The sequence below is a fragment of the Rhodococcus sp. RDE2 genome (genome assembly GCF_020885655.1).
GTDB classification, from domain to species: domain Bacteria; phylum Actinomycetota; class Actinomycetes; order Mycobacteriales; family Mycobacteriaceae; genus Rhodococcus; species Rhodococcus pyridinivorans.
Genome location: NZ_AP025186.1, coordinates 5,344,181 through 5,363,938, shown reverse-complemented (window position 1 = coordinate 5,363,938; position 19,758 = coordinate 5,344,181). Strand labels below are relative to the sequence as shown.

Genomic DNA, 19,758 nt, shown 5'->3' with positions numbered 1-19,758 from the left:
CCAGATGTCACCGCGTGCTCACCGCGGGTGACGCCACCGCAACACCGCTTCTCCAGCATGGACACCGGCGTAGTCGAGACGGTGTCTAGGAGTTGCGGGATGCAGGACGAGATCACCACGGTGAAATCCACCTGCTCCTACTGCGGTGTGGGATGCGGGATGCTCCTCGACGTCGCCGTCGACCCGGAGACGGGCGACCGACGCGTGGTGAGGGCATACGGAGACAAGGATCATCCGACCAACAGGGGTCGGTTGTGCACGAAGGGCGCGACGAGCGCGGAGATGCTCGCGGCCGGGGGCCGGCTCGGAACGGCGTGGATGCGTTCCGAGCGGGCGGCCGAGGTGGCTCCGCTCCCCCTCGACGAGGCGATCGCCGAGACCGCGCGGCGCCTGAGCGACATCGTCGCGGCCCACGGCCCCGACGCGGTGGCCCTCTACGTCTCGGGACAGATGTCGCTCGAGGCCCAGTACCTCGCGACGAAACTCGCGAAGGGATATCTGCGCACCTCGCACATGGAATCGAATTCGAGACTGTGCATGGCCGGCGCCGCGACCGGCTACAAGCAGTCGCTCGGCTCCGACGGCCCGCCCGGCTCGTACGAGGACTTCGACCATGCCGACGTCTTCTTCGTGTCGGGTTCCAACATGGCCGACTGCCATCCCATCCTGTTCCTGCGCATGATGGATCGGGTCAAGGCGGGAGCGCGACTGATCGTCGTCGATCCGCGGCGCAGCGCGACCGCCGACAAGGCTGACCTGTTCCTGCAGATCACGCCGGGCACCGACCTGGCGCTGCTCAACGGACTGCTGCACCTGATCGTCGAGAACGGGCACGTCGACCGCGCCTTCGTCGAGGAGCACACCGACGGCTGGGACGCCATGGAGTCCTTCCTCGCCGATTACCCACCGCACGTCGTCGCCGAGGTCACCGGTCTGGCCGAGGCCGACATCCGCACCGCGGCGCAGTGGATCGGCGAGGCCGGCGAGTGGATGAGCTGCTGGACGATGGGGCTCAACCAGAGCACCCACGGCACGTGGAACACCAACGCGATCTGCAATCTGCACCTCGCGACCGGGGCGATCTCCCGCACCGGCAGCGGGCCGTTCTCCCTCACCGGCCAGCCCAACGCCATGGGCGGCCGCGAGATGGGATACATGGGACCGGGTCTGCCCGGTCAGCGCAGTGTCCTCTCCGACGACGACCGCGCGTTCGTCGAGGATCGCTGGTCGCTGCCGCGCGGCACGCTGCGCACCGAGGGCGGCGCCGGCACCGTCGACATGTTCGAGCGCATGGCCGCCGGAGAGATCAAGGCGTGCTGGATCATCTGCACCAATCCCGTGGCGTCGATCGCGAATCGGAGCACCGTTCTCGAGGCACTCGAGAAGGCCGAGCTGGTGATCGTGCAGGACGTCTACCGCGAGACCGAAACTGCTTCGTACGCAGACGTTCTCCTACCCGCGGCTCTGTGGGCCGAATCCGAGTACGTCACCGTCGGATCCGACCGCACCGTCAATCTTCTGCAGCAGGCCGTCGAACCCGTCGGCGAGTCGCTGCCCGATTGGGAGATCATCGCGCGGGTCGCGCAGACGATGGGTTTCGGCGACGCCTTCGACTATGCGAGTGCCGAGGAGATCTTCGAGGAGATCACCGGATTCGCGAATCCGCAGACCGGATACGACCTGCGCGGCATGACCTACGACCGACTGCGGGAAGGGCCCGTGCAGTGGCCGTGCCCACCGGAGTCGGCCGAGACGCGTCATCCCGTCCGCTATCTCAACGACGGAACCAGTCGGACCCCTGTGGTGCGTGAGGACGGTTCCCGTCCGCGACTGGCGTTTGCGACCCCCGACGGTCGCGCCCGATTCTTCCCGCGCCCGCACATGCCCGCCGCGGAGATACCGGACGACGACCACCCCTTCGTCCTGAACACCGGACGCGTCCAGCACCAGTGGCACACCCTCACCAAGACCGGGAAGGTCGAGAAACTCACCAAACTGAATCCCGGACCGTTCGTCGAGATCAATCCCGATGATGCACAGCGACTGTCGATCGTCGACGGCGATCGGGTCGAGATCGCATCGCGGCGCGGCCGGGCCGTGCTGCCGGCCGTCGTCACCGACCGGGTGCTTGCCGGGAACTGTTTCGCGCCCTTCCACTGGAACGACCTCTTCGGCGACGATCTCGCCATCAACGCCGTGACGAACGACGCCGTCGACCCGGCGTCGCTGCAGCCCGAATTCAAGGTCTGCGCCGTGTCGGTGGAGAAGGTCGCGGGCGCGGTCGAATCGGTGCTCGAGAGCGGTTCGGTGCTCGACCGTCTCGAGTCTGCGCTGGGACTCGAGACGATGCCCACCCCCACCTTCGACGACACCGAACGCGGTTATCTCGCAGGTCTTCTCGCCGGACTCAGGACGGCGGACATCACTGCCGCGCCGACCCTTCCGCCGACCGCGCCGTTCCCGGCCGACAAGCGGGCACGGGTCGACGGACTGCTCGCCGGGATGTACGCGCACTCGGCCGCGGTTCCCGACGCGACGCCCACCGAGGCGGTGCCGGACGGGTCGGCCGTCGTGGTGGCCTGGGCGTCGCAGACGGGCAATGCCGAATCCTTCGCGGCGAGTTGCGCACAACGGCTCCGCGATGCCGGTCGGGCCGTGCGGCTGACGGGGCTGAACGAACTCGACGTCGCTGTAGGTTCTCGCCGGACGTGTCAGTAGGACGGTCCTTGGACCTGCGGGTTTCCCAATTCGTGTCAGTTCGGGTTCTCACGATTCTGTCGGAATCCTCAGAAATTCCGGTCCCGTCTTACTGACCGTTCGAGAATGACCTCACGTGTTCGCGGGGTCGTCCGCTCGACAACGGAATCAACCCGATCCTGCCTGCCAGCAGCAGTTTCTAGTAGCCCATCACGGGGTGTGCGCTGCGATGCTGGACGATACGAGGTGGCGCGTACGGTGCCGGCCAGATCTGCAGCTTGTATCGCTCTACCACCTCGTCGACGACGAGATCCCACGCCAGGTCGCGTCCTGCGGCATAGGCGCGGACCCGGTAGGTTCCGGTGCCGGCCGAAAGCACCGTGTCCGGGAATCCCTCGACGGATTCCTCCGCGCCGGTGAGGACCGTGGCGATATCCGAGTAGGTCTGCAGCGAGGCTTCCTCGATGTCTTCCCATCCGTTGTCGACGAGATCGGGAGCCTCACCGAGGACCTCGACCTGCAGGTCGAGTGGTCCCATGGACATCCCCGTGTACACGTAGACCATCCCGGTGTCGGCAGCGAGCAGACCAAAGCCAGGCTCGGGCAACGGAGGAAGCTCTTCCCAGGCCCGATCGTCCGCGTCTTTCACACAGAACATTCGGTCGACGCTGGCTCTGCCCGTGTACACCATCGTGTCTCTCTCCTTCTGCAACCGGAGCAGTCGATCGGCAGAGGACCGACCGTACGTCCCGGTGGTCCGTGCCCCTCGCGCATCATAGGAAGAGGCCGGCTGAGGGCCGAGGTGATGCGGTGGGGTGGCTGCGGACTTTCCGGACTCGCAGTCCCTGGATCATCCGACACGGATCCGCCGGAGTGAGGGGTCGTTGCGACAGGATCATCTGGAGTCCTGCACGTACCTGATCTCGACCTCGCTGGTCCGGGGCACTTTTTCCGGGTCCCGCTACTGACACGAACTTGAGAAATCGACACGCAGCTGACAACCAACTGACGTGAAATTGAGAAACTGACACCGAGAACGAGAACCTACAGTCGCCGCGCTGGTCGACATCGACGACCTCGTGGTCGTCACGAGCACCTTCGGCGACGGCGACCCGCCCGACAACGGCGGGTCGTTCTGGCGGTCGCTCGAGGCGGACACCGCTCCCGAACTGCACGGAACACGTTACGCAGTACTGGCTTTCGGCGACTCGAGCTACGACGATTTCTGCGGCTTCGGGCGCCGTGTCGACGACCGTCTGAGCACTCTCGGCGCGACCCGCCTGACCGAGCGCGTCGACTGCGAACCCGGAGAGGACGAGCGCGCGCAGAACTGGCTCGACGCCCTCGTACCGCTGCTGGGAGGCTCGACGACCCCGGTCGCATCGGCCGCTCCCGCTCTCGCGGCCCCCGCCTACACCCGTAACTCGCCGCTCGTCACCCGGATCACCCGCAACATTGCACTGAGTGGTGCGGGTTCGGCGAAGGACGTGCGCCAGTTCGGATTCGAGATCTTCGATCCCGCATTCGAATACGAGGCCGGCGACGCCCTCGGGGTGATGCCGACGAACGGTCCGGAGGCCGTCGACGAATGGTTGCAGGTCACCGCCCTCGACCCGGAGACCGCCGTCGAACTCGGCGACCGTCCCACCGTGCCGCTGCGGGAGGCCGCGACCCGTCACCTCGACATCACCCGGGTGACACCGGAACTGCTGCGGTTCGTGCAGAAGCAGAGCGGCAGTGCCGAACTCGCGAAGCTGCTGCGGCCGGGCAACAAGATCGAGCTGCAGCAGTGGCTGTACGGGCGGCAGGCGATGGACGTCATCGCCGAGTACCCGTTCAAGGCACCCTGGGACGAATGGAAGGACCTCCTCGGCCGTCTGCGTCCGCGCCTGTACTCGATCTCGTCGAGCCCGAAGACGAACCCGCGCGAAGTACAACTGACGGTGTCGGTGGTGCGCTACGAATTCGAGGGTCGCTCCCGGGCGGGTGTGTGCTCGTCGTTCCTGGCCGATCACAGCAAGGGCGTGGACATCCCGATCTTCGTGCAGCGCAACGAGCACTTCCGGCCACCGGCACCCGAGACCGACATGATCATGGTCGGTCCCGGTACGGGCATCGCACCGTTCCGCGGTTTCCTCCACGACCGTCGCGAGGCCGGGCACACGGGCCGCAACTGGTTGTTCTTCGGCGACCAGCGATCCGAGACCGACTATCTCTACCGCGACGAGATCGAGTCGATGCACGCCGACGGCTTCCTCACCGAACTGGGACTGGCCTTCTCGCGCGACCAGCGGCAGAAGATCTACGTGCAGGACCGGATGCGCGAGCACGGTGCGCAGGTGTGGAAGTGGCTGCAGAACGGTGCCCACTTCTATGTGTGCGGCGACGCCGGACGTATGGCGAAGGATGTCGATGCGGCCCTGCGCGAGGTGGTGCAGGCGCACGGACGGCTCGACCGCGATGCCGCCGCGGCGTACGTCGAGCAGATGGCCGCCGACAAGCGGTACGTTCGCGACGTCTACTGATCTGCTTGTCGGTCCGCAGATGCGGATATAACGTAGCGTCCATGACGTATCTGCGGAGACACGCGTGACCTCCCTCCGGATCCGCGACGCCGCGTCGCTGCTGGGGGTCAGCGACGACACGGTCCGTCGCTGGATCGACCAGGGGCTGCTGCGCGCCGGCAAGGATTCCGCCGGACGCAAGACAGTCGACGGTCGCGAGCTGGCGGAGTTCGCCCGCGCTCAGGCCGATGCCGGTCCCGATCCGCTCGGGGTGGGCAGCTCCGCTCGCAATCGCTTCGTCGGGCTGGTTACGCGCGTCGTCTCCGACACCGTCATGTCGCAGGTGGAGATGCAGTGCGGCCCCCACCGCATCGTCTCGCTCATGAGCACCGAGGCCGTGAACGAACTCGGTCTCGAGCCGGGCAGCATAGGGGTGGCCGTCGTCAAGGCGACCACCGTCATCGTCGAGACACCCGGAGCGGCCGAATGAGGCGCCGGGCGCTCGCCGCGTTCGCTGCCGGTCTCACCGCTGCGGCACTGACGTCGTGCGGCACCGGCGGTGGCTCGGATGTCCTCACCGTCTATGCGGCGGCCTCGCTCCGGGCGCCGTTCACCGAGATCGCCGAACGATTCGAGGCGGCGAACCCCGGAGTGACGGTGGAGCTCTCGTTCGCCGGCTCGTCCGATCTCGAGACCCAACTCGAGCAGGGGGCACCCGCCGACGTCTTCGCCTCCGCCGACACCCGGACGATGGACACCGCCGTCGCGGCCGGACTCGTTGCCGGTGAGCCGATCCCGTTCGCGACCAACACGCTCACGATCGTCACCGAACCCGGGAACCCGAAGAACGTCACCTCGTTCGGCGATCTCACCGGGGACGGTCTCTCGGTGGTCGTATGTGCACCCCAGGTGCCGTGCGGGGCGGCCACCGAGCGACTCGAGGACACCGCCGGTGTCGAGCTCGCGCCGGTGTCCGAGGAGTCGTCGGTGACCGACGTGCTCGGCAAGATCACCTCCGGTCAGGCCGACGCCGGTCTGGTCTACGTCACGGACGCGATGGGGGCCGGTGAGAAGGTCGCCGTCGTCTCCGTCCCGGAATCCGCGGAGATCGTCAACATCTACCCCGTTGCAGCACTGTCGAATTCTCGAGATCCCGAACGGGCCGACGCCTTCGTGCGCTTCGTCACCGGCGCGGACGGTCGTACCGTCCTGGCCGCCGCGGGATTCGGTGCGCCGTGACCGCGACGGGACTGCCCCGGTGGCTGTTCGTCCCCGCGACACTCGGGTTGTTGTTCGTCGTCGTGCCCCTGGTGTCGATGCTGCTCACCGTCGACTGGACGACCTTCCCCTCGCTCGTGACGTCCCCGGCGTCCCTCGACGCGCTCGCCCTGAGTCTGCGCACCTCCGCGGCCGCCACGATCCTGTGCATCCTGCTCGGCGTTCCGCTCGCAGTGGTGCTGGCGCGCAGTAGTTTCCGGTGGATGTCGGTGATCCGCGGGTTCGTCCTGCTGCCGCTCGTGCTGCCCCCGGTCGTGGGCGGTATCGCCCTGCTCTACACCTTCGGTCGTCGCGGACTGATCGGTGAGCACCTCGATGCGCTCGGGATCCACATCGCCTTCACCACCACCGCGGTCGTGCTCGCGCAGACCTTCGTCGCACTGCCCTTCCTCGTCACGAGTCTCGAAGGTGCGCTGCGCAGTGCGGATTCACGCTACGAGGACGTCGCGGCGACACTCGGCGCGCGTCCCACGACGGTCTTCCGGCGCATCACCCTGCCCCTCGTGCTGCCCGGCCTGGTCTCCGGTTCGGTACTCGCATTCGCCCGCGCCCTGGGCGAATTCGGCGCGACCCTCACCTTCGCCGGCAGCCTCCAGGGTGTGACGCGCACGCTGCCGCTCGAGATCTATCTGCAGCGGGAAACCGATCCCGATGCCGCCGTCGCGCTGTCGCTCGTGTTGATCCTGGTGGCCGTCGTGATCGTCGTGGCCGTGTACTCGCGGCGGAAGGACCGGCCGCTGTGAGCCTGACGGTGCGGGCTCGGGTCGCCGCACGCGACGTCGACGTCGACCTCGAGGTCGCGCAGGGTGAGATCGTCGCGGTGCTCGGCCCCAACGGAGCCGGCAAGTCGACGCTGCTGGGAGTGGTGTCCGGTCTGCTGCGTCCCGATGCGGGTCGCGTGGAACTCGACGGTCGCGTCCTCACCGATACAGCGACCGGCGTCGCCGTGGCTCCGCACGACCGGTCGGTGGTGTTGCTCGCCCAGCAGGCCCTGCTCTTCCCGCACCTGACGGTCGCTGGCAACGTCGAGTTCGCGCCGCGCAGTGCGGGTGCGGGCCGGCGGGCGGCCCGTGTGCGCGCCGAGAGGTGGCTGCGGGAGGTCGATGCCGCAGAACTCGCCGATCGTCGTCCGCACGAACTGTCGGGTGGACAGGCACAGCGGGTCGCGCTCGCGCGTGCCCTCGCGGCCGAACCGCACCTGCTGCTGCTCGACGAACCGATGGCCGCGCTCGACGTCACCGCGACACCGGTGCTGCGGTCGTTGCTGCGACGCGTCCTGCGCGACAGCGGGCGCACGGCCCTGCTCGTCACCCACGACCCGCTGGACGTGCTCGCCCTCGCCGATCGGGTGATCGTGATCGAGGCCGGGCGGATCGTCGAGGACGGGCCGGTACGCCGGGTGCTGACGCGACCGCGCAGTGCCTTCGCGGCCCGCATCGCGGGGACCAATCTCGTCACCGGAACCGTGCGAGGCGGGGCGCTGGAATCCGCGGACGGTCTCGTCCATGGCCGGGTCCACGACGACTGCGTCCCGGGCGCGGCCGCCGTCGCCGTCTTCGCACCGTCGGCGGTCGCCGTCTACACCGAACCTCCGCACGGGAGCCCGCGCAACGCGGTGCGGGTGAGGGTTGCGGAACTCGAGGCGCAGGGTTCGACGGTGCTCGTGCGGTCGGATACGGGTATCGCCGCGGAGATCACGACGGCGGCGCTCGCCGACCTCGACGTCCATCCGGGCGACTCCGTGTGGTTCGTCGTCAAGGCCACGGAGGTGGGGATCCATCCGGCCGCGCTGAGCGCGTGATCGCTACCGCGCTGAGCGCGTGATCGCTGCCGCGCTGAGCGCGTGATCGCTACCGCTGTGGGTGCGTGATCAGTACCGTCTGCGCCGCACGGCAAGCACGGCGACGAGCCCGATCAGGTAGACGACCCCACCAGCGACGGCCAGTTCGGGCGTACGCCCGTCCGGGTCGATCATGAAGGCCGCCACGACGATCGCGCCGAGGAAGGCGATGTTGAAGACGGTGTCCTGCAACGCGAAGACCCGTCCTCGGCGCGCGTCGTCGATATCGATCTGCATCGCGGCGTCGCCGGTGAGTTTGATGGTCTGACCGGCGAGGCCGAGCAGGAAGGCCGCGACGAGCAACGGTCCGGCCGACACGGTGGTGACGAACGCGAACTGCACGATCGCGGCGGCGATCAACCCGACGGTGACGGTGCGCGGCCGGCCCAGTCGCGGGATCAGGATCGGTGCGAGCACGGCTGCGAGGAGCATGCCGGCGGCGGTGCAGGCGACCGCGACACCGAATCCGGAGAATCCTGCGAGTAGGTCGGAGTCGTTCTCCCCGGCCGGAGCGCCGGAGTCGTCACCCGCAGCGCGGAGGACGAGCACCATGATGAGCGTATCGATGCCGAACACGATGCGGTGCGCGCCGATTCCGAGCATCGCGATCGTCACGCCCGGCGCTTCGAGGACGGCTCCCGCACCGGTCCGCAGACCCGCCAGAACGGTGCAGATCACGGTCCGGGGACGTATTCCCTCGGGGCCGAGCGCATTCGCGGTGAATCCCGCTGCGGCGACCGCGCCGACGAGCGAACCGCTCACTCCGAGGAGGACGGCCGTCCCGGAACCGGTGTCGCCCGCGCCCACGAATCCGATGGTCGCGACCGCCGTGGCGGCCCCGACCGCCGAGACACCCGAACCGGCCGTCGCCAGAACGGAATTGACCGGGACGAGCCACGACTGGGCCACCACGTGCGGGAGCGAGGCCGAGACGCCCGCCAGGACGAATCTGCTCACACCGACGGCGGCGAGCGCGAGCAGCATGAGCGGGGTCTGCGGTCCCCCGAGGAGCAACACGGCCGCGGCTGCCGCGATGAACACTCCGCGGAGCATGTTGGCCCAGACGAGGACGAGGCGCCGGTCCCACCGGTCGAGCAGGGCGCCGGCGAACGGACCGATCACCGAGTACGGCAACAGCAGCACCGCGAAGCCTGCCGCGATCGTCACGGGGTCGGTGTGACGTTCGGGGTTGAACAGGATCGCCCCGCCGAGTGCCGCCTGGAACAGTCCGTCACCGAACTGGCTCGCGAACCGCACCCCGGTCAGTCGTACGAGACCCGGCGAGTTCCGCAGTGCGGTCGCGGTCGATCGCCACGCCCGCTGCCTGGACTGCTGCCCGGAGTCTCGCACAAGCACGACACTATCGGCTCCGCCACCATTCGACCGTGCGGGCGGCCGCTTCGTCGAGCGGGGAGGGCGACAGGCCGAGTACCTGTTCGGTGCGGGTCGAGTCCATGACGAACGGGGTATCGAACTGGTAGAGCATCTCGGCGAGTTCCTTCATGTCCCGGTTCACGAGGCCACCGGCCCGCACCAGCCAGGACGGGATCGTCCCCACCGCGGGCGCGGGCAGCCCGGCCGCCCGCGTGAAGGCGGTGGCGATCTCGCGCTGTGTCACGGCCGGTCCGGTGGGTGCGTGGATCACGGTGTTCCACACGGTCGGCTCCCCCGCCGCCGCGATCATCGCCGCGGCCAGGTCGGGAACGTAGGTGAACGAATGCGGGACGTCGGCCGAGCCGAGCACCCGCACCTTCTTCCCGGCGAGCACGGTGGGCACCATGCGTTCGCCGGCCATCGCGTTCAGTACCCGCGGACCGAAGAAGTCCGATGCCACGACGCTCACCGTCGGTGCGCGATGCGCTGCGCGGGCGGCGAGGAGCTGCCGCCGGACACCGCGCTTGCCGGTGTCGGTCTCGCGGGGCGAGTCCTCGGTCATGATCCGGTCGGGTTCGCTGTACGAGTAGAGGCTCTCGGGGAAGACGACGACCGTCTTCTCCGACAGGTTCGCGGCGGCGTCGAGAACGACCCGCTCGGCGCCGGGGAGTTCGCGTGCCCATACGGCGGCGCGGTAGGACGACCCGTGGACGCACATGTACACCGCGTCGGCAACAAGTCCGTCTTCGTCGACGAGTGCTGCGGCCACGGCCTCGGGATCCGTGACGTCGACACGCAGGCGTTCGATGCCCGCGCTTTCCGGTCCGCTGCCTGATCGGGTGAGAACGCGCACGCGATGTCCTTGTGCGGCAAGTTGTTCGGCGACGGTCCAGCCGACGGGTCCGGCTCCTGCAACCACCTGGAGATGCGACATGATTCCTCGATTCGGAAAAGTGTGAGCACTGCTCTCTGATGACTTCGACGATCCTCCGTGCGGCCGTGCTTGTCAAGAGCAGTGCTCTCGTTTGTTGACGGTGCTCTCTGTTCGACGGCAGAATGGCCCGGTGACGACACCACGGGCGCGCGCACGCGCACAGACGATGGCCGACATCCTCCGGATCGGCCGCGAGCATCTCGGCACCCACGGAGCGGCGGCGCTGTCACTGCGTGCCGTCGCCCGAGACCTGGGCGTCGTCTCCTCCGCCGTCTACCGCTACGTCTCGAGCCGCGACGAGCTGCTCACTCTGCTCGTCGTCGACGCCTACGACGAACTCGGCGACAGTGTCGACCGTGCCGTCGACGCAGTCGACCCCTCCGACCACCGCGATCGGTTCCTCATCCTGGGTCGTGCGGTGCGCTCGTGGGCGCTGGCCGAACCGGCCCGCTACGGGTTGCTGTTCGGCAGTCCGGTGCCCGGTTACGCCGCCCCGGCCGAGCGCACCACCGCACCCGGTATCCGCGTGGTCCTGCGACTGGCCCGGATCGTGGACGAGGCCCACGCCGCGGGTGTATTGGACGACACGGCCGCTGCCCCACCTCCGGAGAGCCTGAGGGAACCGCTGGGCCGTATCCGGGACGAGTTCTCCCTCACGGCCCCGGATTCCGTACTGGCACGCGGTCTCTGGGTGTGGCCGTCGTTGTTCGGGTCCGTGAGCTTCGAGGTCTTCGGGCAGTACGGCCCCGACACTTTTCCGGACCGCGAGGTCCTGTTCGAACATCATCTCGCCTTGTTGGCACAGACCGTCGGGTTCCACCCCACGCGCCGGTGACGGCGGTGACAGAATGGCTGACGTGGCGCAGCATCAGGACGAACCCGAGGACCGCACCGCACCCTCGACACCCAGGGTGCGGGCCGGCAGCCTGCTCGTCTCCGCCACCGATCTCACCGAGCCGACCTTCCGCCGCACCGTCGTCTACATCATCGAGCACACCGATGCCGGCAGCTTCGGTGTCGTCCTGAACCGCATCAGCGACACCTCCGTCGACGCCATGCTGCCGCAATGGTCGTGGCTCGCCGCCGAACCGAAGACCCTGTTCGTAGGCGGTCCCGTCCACCGCAGTTCGGCACTGTGCCTCGGCACGCTGCGGGTGGGGGCCGACATCACCGACGTCCCCGGCATCCGCCACGTCGACGGCCGAGTGGTGATGATCGACCTCGATGCCGATCCCGGGCACATCGCCCACTACGTCGAGGGTGTGCGGATCTTCGCGGGATACGCGGGGTGGAGCGCAGGTCAGCTCGACGGCGAACTACGCAATGACGACTGGATGGTGGTTTCGGCCCTGCCCACCGATGTGCTCGCCCCCGCGCACCTCGACGTGTGGGCGAGGGTGCTGCGCCGGCAACCACTGCCGATGGCGTTGCTCGCGACCCACCCCATCGAGGTCGAACGCAACTGAGCCCCCCTCGGGCGACCGGGACCGGTCAGCGGGCGTCGGCGAGAGTGTTGAGCGCGCCGGCCATCTCCTCGGCCCTCGTTGCGGTCACGGTGAATTCGTGTCCCGAGGCGGTGGTCACCACGACGGCAGGTCCGGTGCGCGTGACCAGGCCGTACCGCTTGCCACCCTTGGCCCGCAGCCCCCAGCCACCCCAGTCCTGGAACGGGCGGGTCTCGGTGACCTTCGCGCCGACGATCTCGTCGAGGTCGTATCCGAGCGCGTCGGTGGCCAGATTCGACACCCGGATCCCGTCCGCGTCGACCACCACGGTGTAGCGCAGCAGACCCAGCACGAGCAGAGCGACGGGCGCGATCAAACCCAACGGCCACCAGCTCTGCGTCGCACCGCACACGACGAGCGCGGGGATCAGGACGAGCAGCGACAGTCCCGCCGTCGTGCCCGCACCGGTGCCCACCTGCTCGACGATGGGCAGCTCGGCGCGACCGCGCGGCAGCGCCGGATCCGGAGCAACTGTCGCTGCCTTCCGTTCCCGGCCGTCGCGCAGGAGCCGTCCCCCGAACCAGCCCACCGCGATACCCGCCCACATGCCGAGCACCGCCGGCCAACCCTCCAACGCGGCCTGCGTGGCGTCGGTCGTGTCGAGCTGCCCCGCGAGACCGGCCAGGAACAGCGCGGTGATCGTGCCGGTGACCCCGAGACCGATCGCGAGCATGTAGCGACGCATGAGCAGTTGCGCCTGCGCGAGCGCGGCGATCGCGCAGCATCCGCCCCCGACGAGCACGATCAGCAGGGCGGCGGTCCACGCCGAGGTCATAGGTGGTCCGAACGCGTCGGGTGTCGTGCCCGACCAGTGCGTGGCGATCTCCCCGGGCAATCGTGGGATCCACGAGCGGGTGAGCACGAGTACGGCCACGGCACACAGCAACGGAACGACCAATCCGAGCAGCGCACCCACGGGGTCGACCTGACGCATCGTCATGGGGTCAGCCTAGGGTGCGGGCCTCCACCGGTGCCGTCCTCGTTCCGCTCTCGTCGAACCATCCGTCGGGTCGCAGGTCGCCACCGAACCGGGGCATGTACTCGGTACATGCGAGTCGCGAGACGAGGTTACGCCGGCTGTTCACACCCGTCTTGGCGAAGATGTTCTTCAGGTGGTCCTGCACGGTGTACGGGCTGATGAACAACCGCCTCGCGATCTCGTTGCGCGACCGCCCGGCGAGCACCTCGACGAGTACCTCCGATTCGCGGGGCGTCAGACCGTAGGCGGCGGTGACCAGCGTGACGATCTCGGGCAGGCGTGCCCGCTCGAAGGTCATGACGACGCGACCGGTCTCGTCGAAGATCGCGGCGCGCAGTACGAGCCATTCGCCGTCGAGGGTGCGGACACGCACATCTGCGGGTACGGGTCGTGTTCTGCGGACCTGACGGGCGATTACGTGTGCCGGCCCGGGGCGACCCCGAGCGGGAGTCTCCCAGCCGAGACGTTCGAAGAAGATCGTCGCTGCGGCAGTGACGGACTCGAACTCGCCGTCCGCCCCGATCACCACTACGGCCGGGCCCGAGCATCCGCAGGCGGTGCTCTCGACGTCCGTGCTTCGTGTTCGTGCGGACGCGTGCCGGATCAACGTGGTGCGGAATCCGTTCGCGATGTCGTCGAGAACGTCGTCGAGCATCGCGAGTTCGGCATCGGAGAAACCTCGGCCCGGCCCGCGGAGCAGATCACCGACACCCCAGCATCTACGGTCTCCGTCCCGGAAGACCAGCTGCACTTCGTGTCCCATGCCCAGATGCGACACGAGTTCGAGAAAACGCCTGTTGTCGTATCCCGGTCCGCGGCCGGAAGGTTCTTCGATCCGCCGCACTCCGGACCGGTGCTGCATGAGTGCGTAGAGGCTGTCCGGATCGAGATCCGGGCCGTACTCGAACTCGATCGTCAACCGGAGAACCCCCACCGGGTCGTCGAGGCCGCGGGTAGTGAAGCCGGTGGGAACTGCGACGGCAGGGTCCACGGGCGCGATACAACCGCTGTCGTACGGAACGAAAGCGCCGAGCACATCCATCACGAACTCGCGGAACTGCGCCCCGTCCGCAGCTGCGGACGCTGCGTCGTGGATACCCGACCTCAATCGCTGCGCAGAGCGCATGTCTCGAAGTATCCCCCTCGAATGTGGGATTGAGAACACCTCGCGAGGTGACGAGGCTCGTAGCACGGGGAGATTTCATCCGAAAGTCGAGGTGCCCGTCATGACCACCACCCACGCCGCACCGATATCCGAGGAAGACCTCGAGGTCGTGCGATTGATCCACGCCGCCCTGCGCCGCGACACAGAACGTCTCGCCGACTTCGCGGAGACCTGGCGTACCGCCGACCCCGGAAAGCACGACGCGCTGCTCCTCGGGTGGCACGGCTTCAGCACCGAACTGCACACGCACCATTCCATCGAGGACGTCTACGTCTGGCCGCTCATGCGGCCACGGCTCGCCCACGATGCGGGGGCGATGGAGGTGCTCGATGCCATGGAGGCGGAACATTCCGTGATCGATCCGGCGCTCGAGGAGATCGAGAACGCGCTCGGCGACCGCGACACGGGGACCGAGCGGCTCGGCGGTCTGCTCGACGGTCTCGTGACATCGCTGGGTGCTCACCTCGCGCACGAGGAGCGTGACGCCTTCCCCTTGATCGAGCAGTCCATCACCAAGGAGGAATGGCACGACCTCTCGATGCGGGCGTTCGAGCAGTTGGACAAGGACGAGGTCTCCGACATGCTGCCCTACATCTTCGAAGGGGCACCGAAGGACCGCGTGGCCGTCGTGCTGAAGAGCCTCCCGGTACCGGTGCGGGTACTCAACAGGTTCTGGTGGACCCCGCGTTACGCACGGACACGCCGCTGGGAGTGAACAACCGGGTCAGGCGGTCGGCTCGCACGCCCCGCGCAGGCTGCACGCGCCGCACGAGGTACCGCAGCCGGCCGTCTCCTCCGGCTTGGTTGCCGCAGCGACGCGCGCTGCGACGGATCCGCCGGCTCCGGCGGTGATCAGGGCGGCCACCACGGTGACGACGACCGCGATGATCCCGGCGACGGTGGGCAGCGTCAGCGACGCGACTCCACCGAGGGCGAGGAGCACCGCGGACCCGAGCATGCTGGGTGCGGCGACCTTGTTGGCGAGGGCGAACGCCTCGTCGTCACGCAGTGCGTCGGGGGTGCGCACACCGGCCCAGCGGTTGCGCGGGAGCTTGCCGGTCAGTGCCGCGACACCCACCGCGCCGACGACGAGAGCGAGCACGAAGAGCAGGACAGCGACGATGAGCACCCGACCAGGATACGCGGCCGGTGGTGCCACCGGTCTGCGCGGGTGCGGGCACGTTCTACCCTGGTGGGAGCACTCACACGCCCGGCCGAGTAGATAGTGATCACCGTGACCCGTCCCGAACAGACCTCCCAGCACGAACCCGGCAGCACTCCGCAGCATCGGTACACCGCCGAGCTCGCGGGGCGGATCGAGCAGCGCTGGCAGGAGCTCTGGCGCGAGCGCGGCACCTTCCACGCCCCCAATCCGGTGGGCGATCTCGCGGGCGAGGTGCCCTCCGACAAGCTGTTCGTGCAGGACATGTTCCCGTACCCCTCGGGCTCGGGCCTGCACGTGGGGCACCCGCTCGGGTACATCGCCACCGACGTGTACGCGCGCTTCAACCGTATGCAGGGCCGCAACGTGCTGCACACACTCGGTTACGACGCCTTCGGTCTGCCGGCCGAGCAGTACGCCGTGCAGACGGGTACGCACCCGCGCACGACCACCGAGGCCAACATCGGGAACATGAAGCGGCAGCTCTCCCGGCTCGGTCTCGGGCACGACGAGCGTCGCTCGGTCGCGACGACCGACGTCGACTTCTACCGCTGGACGCAATGGATCTTCCTGACGATCTACAACGCCTGGTACGACCGCGAGGCCGGCCGGGCTCGCCGCATCTCCGAACTCGAGGCCGAATTCGCCGACGGCACGCGTCGTCTCGAGGACGGACGCGACTGGGCGTCGCTGTCGGAGGGTGAGCGCGCCGACGTCATCGACTCGTACCGCCTGGTCTACCGGTCGGATTCGCTCGTCAACTGGTGCCCGGGTCTGGGCACGGTGCTCGCCAACGAGGAGGTCACGGCCGACGGCCGCTCCGAGCGCGGCAACTTCCCGGTCTTCCGGAAGAACCTGCGCCAGTGGATGATGCGGATCACCGCCTACTCCGACCGCCTGATCGACGATCTCGAGCACCTGGACTGGACCGACAAGGTCAAGTCCATGCAGCGCAACTGGATCGGACGCTCGCACGGCGCCCAGGTGAAGTTCGCCGTCGCCGACCACGATTCGGCGATCGAGGTGTTCACGACCCGGCCCGACACCCTGTTCGGTGCCAGCTACGTGACCCTCGCTCCCGAGCACGAACTCGTCGACCGGATCGTCGCCGCGTCCTGGCCCGAGGGCGTCGACGAGCGCTGGACCGGCGGTGCCGCCGATCCGGCTGCCGCGGTCGCGGCCTACCGCGCGTCGATCGCCGCGAAGTCCGATCTCGAGCGGCAGGAGTCGAAGGAGAAGACCGGTGTCTTCCTCGGCGCCTACGCCGTGAACCCGGTCAACGGCGAGCGACTGCCGATCTTCATCGCCGACTACGTCCTCACCGGCTACGGCACCGGCGCGATCATGGCCGTTCCCGGCCACGACCAGCGCGACTGGGAGTTCGCGACCGCCTTCGGTCTGCCCATCCGCGAGGTCATCTCCGGCGGCGACGTCACCGCCGAGGCGTACACCGGCGACGGTGTGCTGGTGAACTCCGGCCTGCTCGACGGTCTCGACGTCGCCGAGGCGAAGAAGACGATCGTCGCGAAGCTCGAGGAGGACGGCGCCGGACGCGGCACCATCCAGTACAAGCTGCGCGACTGGCTGTTCGCGCGGCAGCGGTACTGGGGCGAGCCCTTCCCGATCGTCTACGACGAGCAGGGACGCGCCCATGCGCTGCCCGAATCCGCTCTGCCCGTGGAACTTCCGGAGGTCGAGGATTACGCGCCGGTCTCCTTCGATCCGGACGACGCCGATTCCGAACCGTCCCCGCCGCTCGCGAAGGCGGTGGACTGGATGAACGTCGAGCTCGATCTCGGCGACGGCCTGAAGCGCTACACGCGCGACACCAACGTGATGCCGCAGTGGGCCGGCAGCTCGTGGTACCAGCTGCGCTACATCGACCCCACCAACTCGGAAGCCTTCTGTGACAAGGAGAACGAGGCGTACTGGACCGGCCCGCGGCCGGAACTGCACGGCCCGAACGACCCGGGTGGCGTCGATCTCTACGTCGGCGGTGTCGAGCACGCGGTGCTGCACCTGCTGTACGCGCGGTTCTGGCACAAGGTGCTCTTCGACCTCGGGTACGTCACCTCCTCGGAGCCGTACCGACGCCTGTTCAACCAGGGTTACATCCAGGCCTACGCCTACACCGACTCGCGCGGTGTGTACGTGCCGGCCGAGGAGGTCGTCGAGCGCGACGGCACGTTCTACTGGACCGGCCCGGACGGTGAGCAGGAGGTCGCTCGCGAGTACGGGAAGATGGGCAAGTCGCTCAAGAACTCCGTCAGCCCCGACCAGATCTTCGACGAGTACGGCGCCGACACCCTGCGCGTCTACGAGATGTCGATGGGCCCGCTCGACCAGTCGCGTCCGTGGGCGACCAAGGACGTCGTCGGCGCGCACCGCTTCCTGCAGCGCGTGTGGCGTCTCGTCGTCGAGGAAGAGGGCGGCGCGCTGCGCGTCACCGACGACACCCCCGGCGACGACACGCTGCGGGCGCTCAACAAGACGGTCGCGGGTGTGTCCGACGACTTCACCCACCTGCGCGACAACACGGCGATCGCCAAGCTCATCGAGTACACGAACCACCTGACGAAGCAGTACCCGTCGGGTGCGCCGCGCAGCGCCGTCGAACCGCTGGTGCTCATGCTCGGCCCGGTCGCGCCGCACCTCGCCGAGGAGATGTGGTCGCGTCTCGGACACACCGAATCGCTTGCGCACGGACCGTTCCCGGTCGCCGACGAGAAGTGGCTCGTCGAGGACAGCGTCGAGTACCCGATCCAGGTCAACGGCAAGGTGCGCAGCCGCATCACCGTCCCGGCCGACGCCACGCCCGACGCGATCGAGGCCGCTGCGCTCGCGGACGAGAAGATCGCCGACCTGCTCGGCGGTGCCGCACCGCGCAAGGTGATCGTGGTTCCCGGCAAGATGGTCAATGTCGTGAAGTAGCAACCGCTTACGACGGACGAGACCCCGGTGCACAGGATGCACCGGGGTCTCGTCGACTACAACCGGGATCAGGGGTGCTTGTGTTCGATCTTCTCGAACTCGGCGACCTCGCCCGCATCGTGTGCGCGCTCCTCCGCCTCCTTCGCCTCGAGCTGCTTGGCGACGGCATCCTTGAGGGAGACCTTGGCGGGCTCGGCGGCCTCCTCCTCGGCCTTGCGGATGCGCTCCTCGTCCTTCTTCTTCGCGGTCTCGGCGGCACGGCGCTTCGCGGCGGCCTCCTGATCGGCCTTCGCGGTCTCGGCGGCCTTCTTCTGCTCGGCTTCCTTCTCCGCCTGCTTCGCGCGTTCCTGCGCGCGCTCGCGGGCCTGCTGGACCTCCTTCTCGCGGTCGCGCCGTGCGGCTTCCTGCTCGGCCTCGGCCCGCTCACGCGTCCGGCGGAGTTCGGCGTCCGCCGCGCGCTTCTCGGCCGCGGCCTGGGCGTCGAGCTTCTCCGCGCGCTTCACCGCGTCGGCACGTTCGGTGGCGAGCGCCCCGCGCGTGGCGATCTCCTGGTCGTCGAGCACGCTGCCGACGATGCCGTCCAGCATGCCCAGTCCCCGCTCGTACATCAGGCGCGGCGGGGCGTCGGTGGGCAGGAACCGCAACTGCTGCTCGATCAATCCCAGCGGGAAGCGGGCGATCTTGTACTGCAGTCGCAGAACGCTCTTGGGCAGAGTGGCGAGGTTCATGGGCGCATCTCCAACTTCGATGGGGGTACAGCTCCGGTAGGGAATGTCGGTGGTGTTCGTCAGCGATCCGGCTCGTCGGTCAGCGTACGTTCGAGGGCTTCGGCCTTGCGGCGTTCCTCTTCGGCCTGGAGACGTGCACGTTCGGCGTCGTGGGAGGCGCGTCGGTGGTCCTCGTCGGCGGCCGCGACCTCTGCGGCGGCATCCGTGACCTGCTCGTTCTCCTCACGGCGTGGCTGCTGCTCGGCGGCCGTGGCCTCGCGGACGGCGTCGGATCGCCCTCGGACGATGTTCTCCTGGCATTCGAGATCGGCGGCCTGTTTGCGGACCCGTGCCTCCCGCTCGACCTGCGACTCGACGGCGTCGGTCCGCTGCTGCACGGCCTCGCGTTCCTGCTGTCCGGCCTCGCGGACGGCGTCGAGCTGCTCGACCGCCTCGTCGCTCTCGGCCTCGGCCATGTGCGAGAGGGTGTCGGCCTTCCTGGTCTGCCGGGCCTCCTCCTGCTCGAGACGGCCTTCGGTGGTGAGGGAGTCGTTGCCGGTCAGAGCGCCGGCGACCTCCTTCGCCTTCCCGAACACGGTCTGCTTCAACCCGAGCCGTGCCTTGTCGGCCGGACCAGGGCGAGCCCTGTCGGATGGGCTGTCTTCGACCACGGTCATCTCCT

At 68.4% G+C, this 19,758-nt stretch carries 16 protein-coding genes and 2 pseudogenes; 10 read left to right on the top strand and 8 right to left on the bottom strand.

What is annotated here, in order from left to right:
- Positions 1–99: 99 nt before the first annotated feature.
- Positions 100–2,691, top strand: a pseudogene (locus tag LPH33_RS25075) (molybdopterin-dependent oxidoreductase); the annotation flags it as partial.
- 205 nt (positions 2,692–2,896) lie between these two features.
- Here the strand turns inward: LPH33_RS25075 and LPH33_RS25070 are convergent.
- Positions 2,897–3,235 (bottom strand): hypothetical protein, encoded by a 339-nt coding sequence (locus tag LPH33_RS25070; protein WP_229566592.1) that lies wholly within the window; start codon positions 3,233–3,235, stop codon positions 2,897–2,899.
- Positions 3,236–3,746: 511 nt separating this feature from the next.
- Between LPH33_RS25070 and LPH33_RS25065 the strand changes: the two are divergent.
- The 5 genes and pseudogenes from LPH33_RS25065 to LPH33_RS25045 all read left to right on the top strand — a co-directional run.
- Positions 3,747–5,222 (top strand): annotated as a pseudogene (locus tag LPH33_RS25065) (diflavin oxidoreductase); the annotation flags it as partial.
- A 64-nt stretch (positions 5,223–5,286) separates the two neighbouring features.
- Complete coding sequence (locus LPH33_RS25060) at positions 5,287–5,691, top strand: TOBE domain-containing protein (RefSeq protein WP_229566590.1); 405 nt, start codon at positions 5,287–5,289, stop codon at positions 5,689–5,691.
- Entirely contained in the window at positions 5,688–6,440 is a 753-nt protein-coding gene (gene modA, locus LPH33_RS25055; protein ID WP_229566588.1) for a molybdate ABC transporter substrate-binding protein, read from the top strand. Before LPH33_RS25060 ends, modA begins: the two co-directional genes overlap by 4 nt.
- Entirely contained in the window at positions 6,437–7,222 is a 786-nt protein-coding gene (locus LPH33_RS25050) for an ABC transporter permease (protein ID WP_229566586.1), read from the top strand. The genes modA and LPH33_RS25050 overlap by 4 nt, the downstream gene beginning before the upstream one ends.
- Positions 7,219–8,280: a sulfate/molybdate ABC transporter ATP-binding protein gene (locus tag LPH33_RS25045; RefSeq protein ID WP_229566584.1), complete on the top strand. Its 1,062-nt coding sequence runs from the start codon at positions 7,219–7,221 to the stop codon at positions 8,278–8,280. The genes LPH33_RS25050 and LPH33_RS25045 overlap by 4 nt, the downstream gene beginning before the upstream one ends.
- A 69-nt stretch (positions 8,281–8,349) precedes the next feature.
- Here LPH33_RS25045 and LPH33_RS25040 read toward each other — a convergent pair whose 3' ends face one another.
- Positions 8,350–9,669 carry an MFS transporter gene (locus LPH33_RS25040; protein ID WP_229566583.1) on the bottom strand — a complete coding sequence of 440 codons (1,320 nt, stop codon included), beginning with the start codon at positions 9,667–9,669 and terminating at the stop codon, positions 8,350–8,352.
- Positions 9,670–9,679: 10 nt separating this feature from the next.
- Positions 9,680–10,627 carry an NAD-dependent epimerase/dehydratase family protein gene (locus LPH33_RS25035; RefSeq protein ID WP_229566581.1) on the bottom strand — a complete coding sequence of 316 codons (948 nt, stop codon included), beginning with the start codon at positions 10,625–10,627 and terminating at the stop codon, positions 9,680–9,682.
- A 166-nt stretch (positions 10,628–10,793) separates the two neighbouring features.
- Here LPH33_RS25035 and LPH33_RS25030 point away from each other — a divergent pair, with 166 nt between their 5' ends.
- Positions 10,794–11,462 (top strand): TetR/AcrR family transcriptional regulator, encoded by a 669-nt coding sequence (locus tag LPH33_RS25030; RefSeq protein ID WP_229568513.1) that lies wholly within the window; start codon positions 10,794–10,796, stop codon positions 11,460–11,462.
- A 13-nt stretch (positions 11,463–11,475) separates the two neighbouring features.
- Complete coding sequence (locus LPH33_RS25025) at positions 11,476–12,093, top strand: YqgE/AlgH family protein (RefSeq protein WP_194293793.1); 618 nt, start codon at positions 11,476–11,478, stop codon at positions 12,091–12,093.
- Between the two features lie 25 nt (positions 12,094–12,118).
- Here the strand turns inward: LPH33_RS25025 and LPH33_RS25020 are convergent, their stop codons facing one another.
- Both LPH33_RS25020 and LPH33_RS25015 read right to left on the bottom strand, forming a co-directional pair.
- Complete coding sequence (locus tag LPH33_RS25020) at positions 12,119–13,072, bottom strand: DUF1648 domain-containing protein (protein ID WP_229566579.1); 954 nt, start codon at positions 13,070–13,072, stop codon at positions 12,119–12,121.
- A 4-nt stretch (positions 13,073–13,076) separates the two neighbouring features.
- Complete coding sequence (locus tag LPH33_RS25015) at positions 13,077–14,237, bottom strand: helix-turn-helix transcriptional regulator (protein ID WP_229566577.1); 1,161 nt, start codon at positions 14,235–14,237, stop codon at positions 13,077–13,079.
- A gap of 100 nt (positions 14,238–14,337) precedes the next feature.
- Between LPH33_RS25015 and LPH33_RS25010 the strand changes: the two genes are divergently transcribed.
- Positions 14,338–14,991 carry a hemerythrin domain-containing protein gene (locus LPH33_RS25010; protein WP_060652437.1) on the top strand — a complete coding sequence of 218 codons (654 nt, stop codon included), beginning with the start codon at positions 14,338–14,340 and terminating at the stop codon, positions 14,989–14,991.
- Between the two features lie 9 nt (positions 14,992–15,000).
- Here the strand turns inward: LPH33_RS25010 and LPH33_RS25005 are convergent, their stop codons facing one another.
- On the bottom strand, positions 15,001–15,405 hold the full coding sequence (locus LPH33_RS25005) for an SdpI family protein (RefSeq protein WP_016691037.1): 405 nt from the start codon (positions 15,403–15,405) through the stop codon (positions 15,001–15,003).
- 96 nt (positions 15,406–15,501) lie between these two features.
- Here LPH33_RS25005 and leuS point away from each other — a divergent pair, with 96 nt between their 5' ends.
- Complete coding sequence (gene leuS, locus LPH33_RS25000; RefSeq protein WP_229566576.1) at positions 15,502–18,369, top strand: leucine--tRNA ligase; 2,868 nt, start codon at positions 15,502–15,504, stop codon at positions 18,367–18,369.
- A 68-nt stretch (positions 18,370–18,437) separates the two neighbouring features.
- Here leuS and LPH33_RS24995 read toward each other — a convergent pair whose 3' ends face one another.
- Together LPH33_RS24995 and LPH33_RS24990 are read right to left on the bottom strand one after the other, a co-directional pair.
- Positions 18,438–19,097, bottom strand: coding sequence for a hypothetical protein (locus LPH33_RS24995; RefSeq protein ID WP_060652439.1), 660 nt, complete (start codon positions 19,095–19,097; stop codon positions 18,438–18,440).
- A gap of 59 nt (positions 19,098–19,156) precedes the next feature.
- Positions 19,157–19,753: a CsbD family protein gene (locus tag LPH33_RS24990; protein ID WP_229566574.1), complete on the bottom strand. Its 597-nt coding sequence runs from the start codon at positions 19,751–19,753 to the stop codon at positions 19,157–19,159.
- Positions 19,754–19,758: the final 5 nt, after the last annotated feature.

Bases quoted from the DNA above. Each gene is read 5' to 3' on its own strand.
- LPH33_RS24990 (WP_229566574.1), bottom strand. From the start codon at position 19,753: ATGACCGTGGTCGAAGACAGCCCATCCGACAGGGCTCGCCCTGGTCCG.
- LPH33_RS25010 (WP_060652437.1), top strand. From the start codon at position 14,338: ATGACCACCACCCACGCCGCACCGATATCCGAGGAAGACCTCGAGGTC.
- LPH33_RS25020 (WP_229566579.1), bottom strand. From the start codon at position 13,072: ATGACGATGCGTCAGGTCGACCCCGTGGGTGCGCTGCTCGGATTGGTC.
- modA (WP_229566588.1), top strand. From the start codon at position 5,688: ATGAGGCGCCGGGCGCTCGCCGCGTTCGCTGCCGGTCTCACCGCTGCG.
- LPH33_RS25030 (WP_229568513.1), top strand. From the start codon at position 10,794: ATGGCCGACATCCTCCGGATCGGCCGCGAGCATCTCGGCACCCACGGA.
- LPH33_RS24995 (WP_060652439.1), bottom strand. From the start codon at position 19,097: ATGAACCTCGCCACTCTGCCCAAGAGCGTTCTGCGACTGCAGTACAAG.
- LPH33_RS25015 (WP_229566577.1), bottom strand. From the start codon at position 14,237: ATGCGCTCTGCGCAGCGATTGAGGTCGGGTATCCACGACGCAGCGTCC.
- LPH33_RS25070 (WP_229566592.1), bottom strand. From the start codon at position 3,235: ATGGGACCACTCGACCTGCAGGTCGAGGTCCTCGGTGAGGCTCCCGAT.
- LPH33_RS25035 (WP_229566581.1), bottom strand. From the start codon at position 10,627: ATGTCGCATCTCCAGGTGGTTGCAGGAGCCGGACCCGTCGGCTGGACC.
- LPH33_RS25025 (WP_194293793.1), top strand. From the start codon at position 11,476: ATGGCTGACGTGGCGCAGCATCAGGACGAACCCGAGGACCGCACCGCA.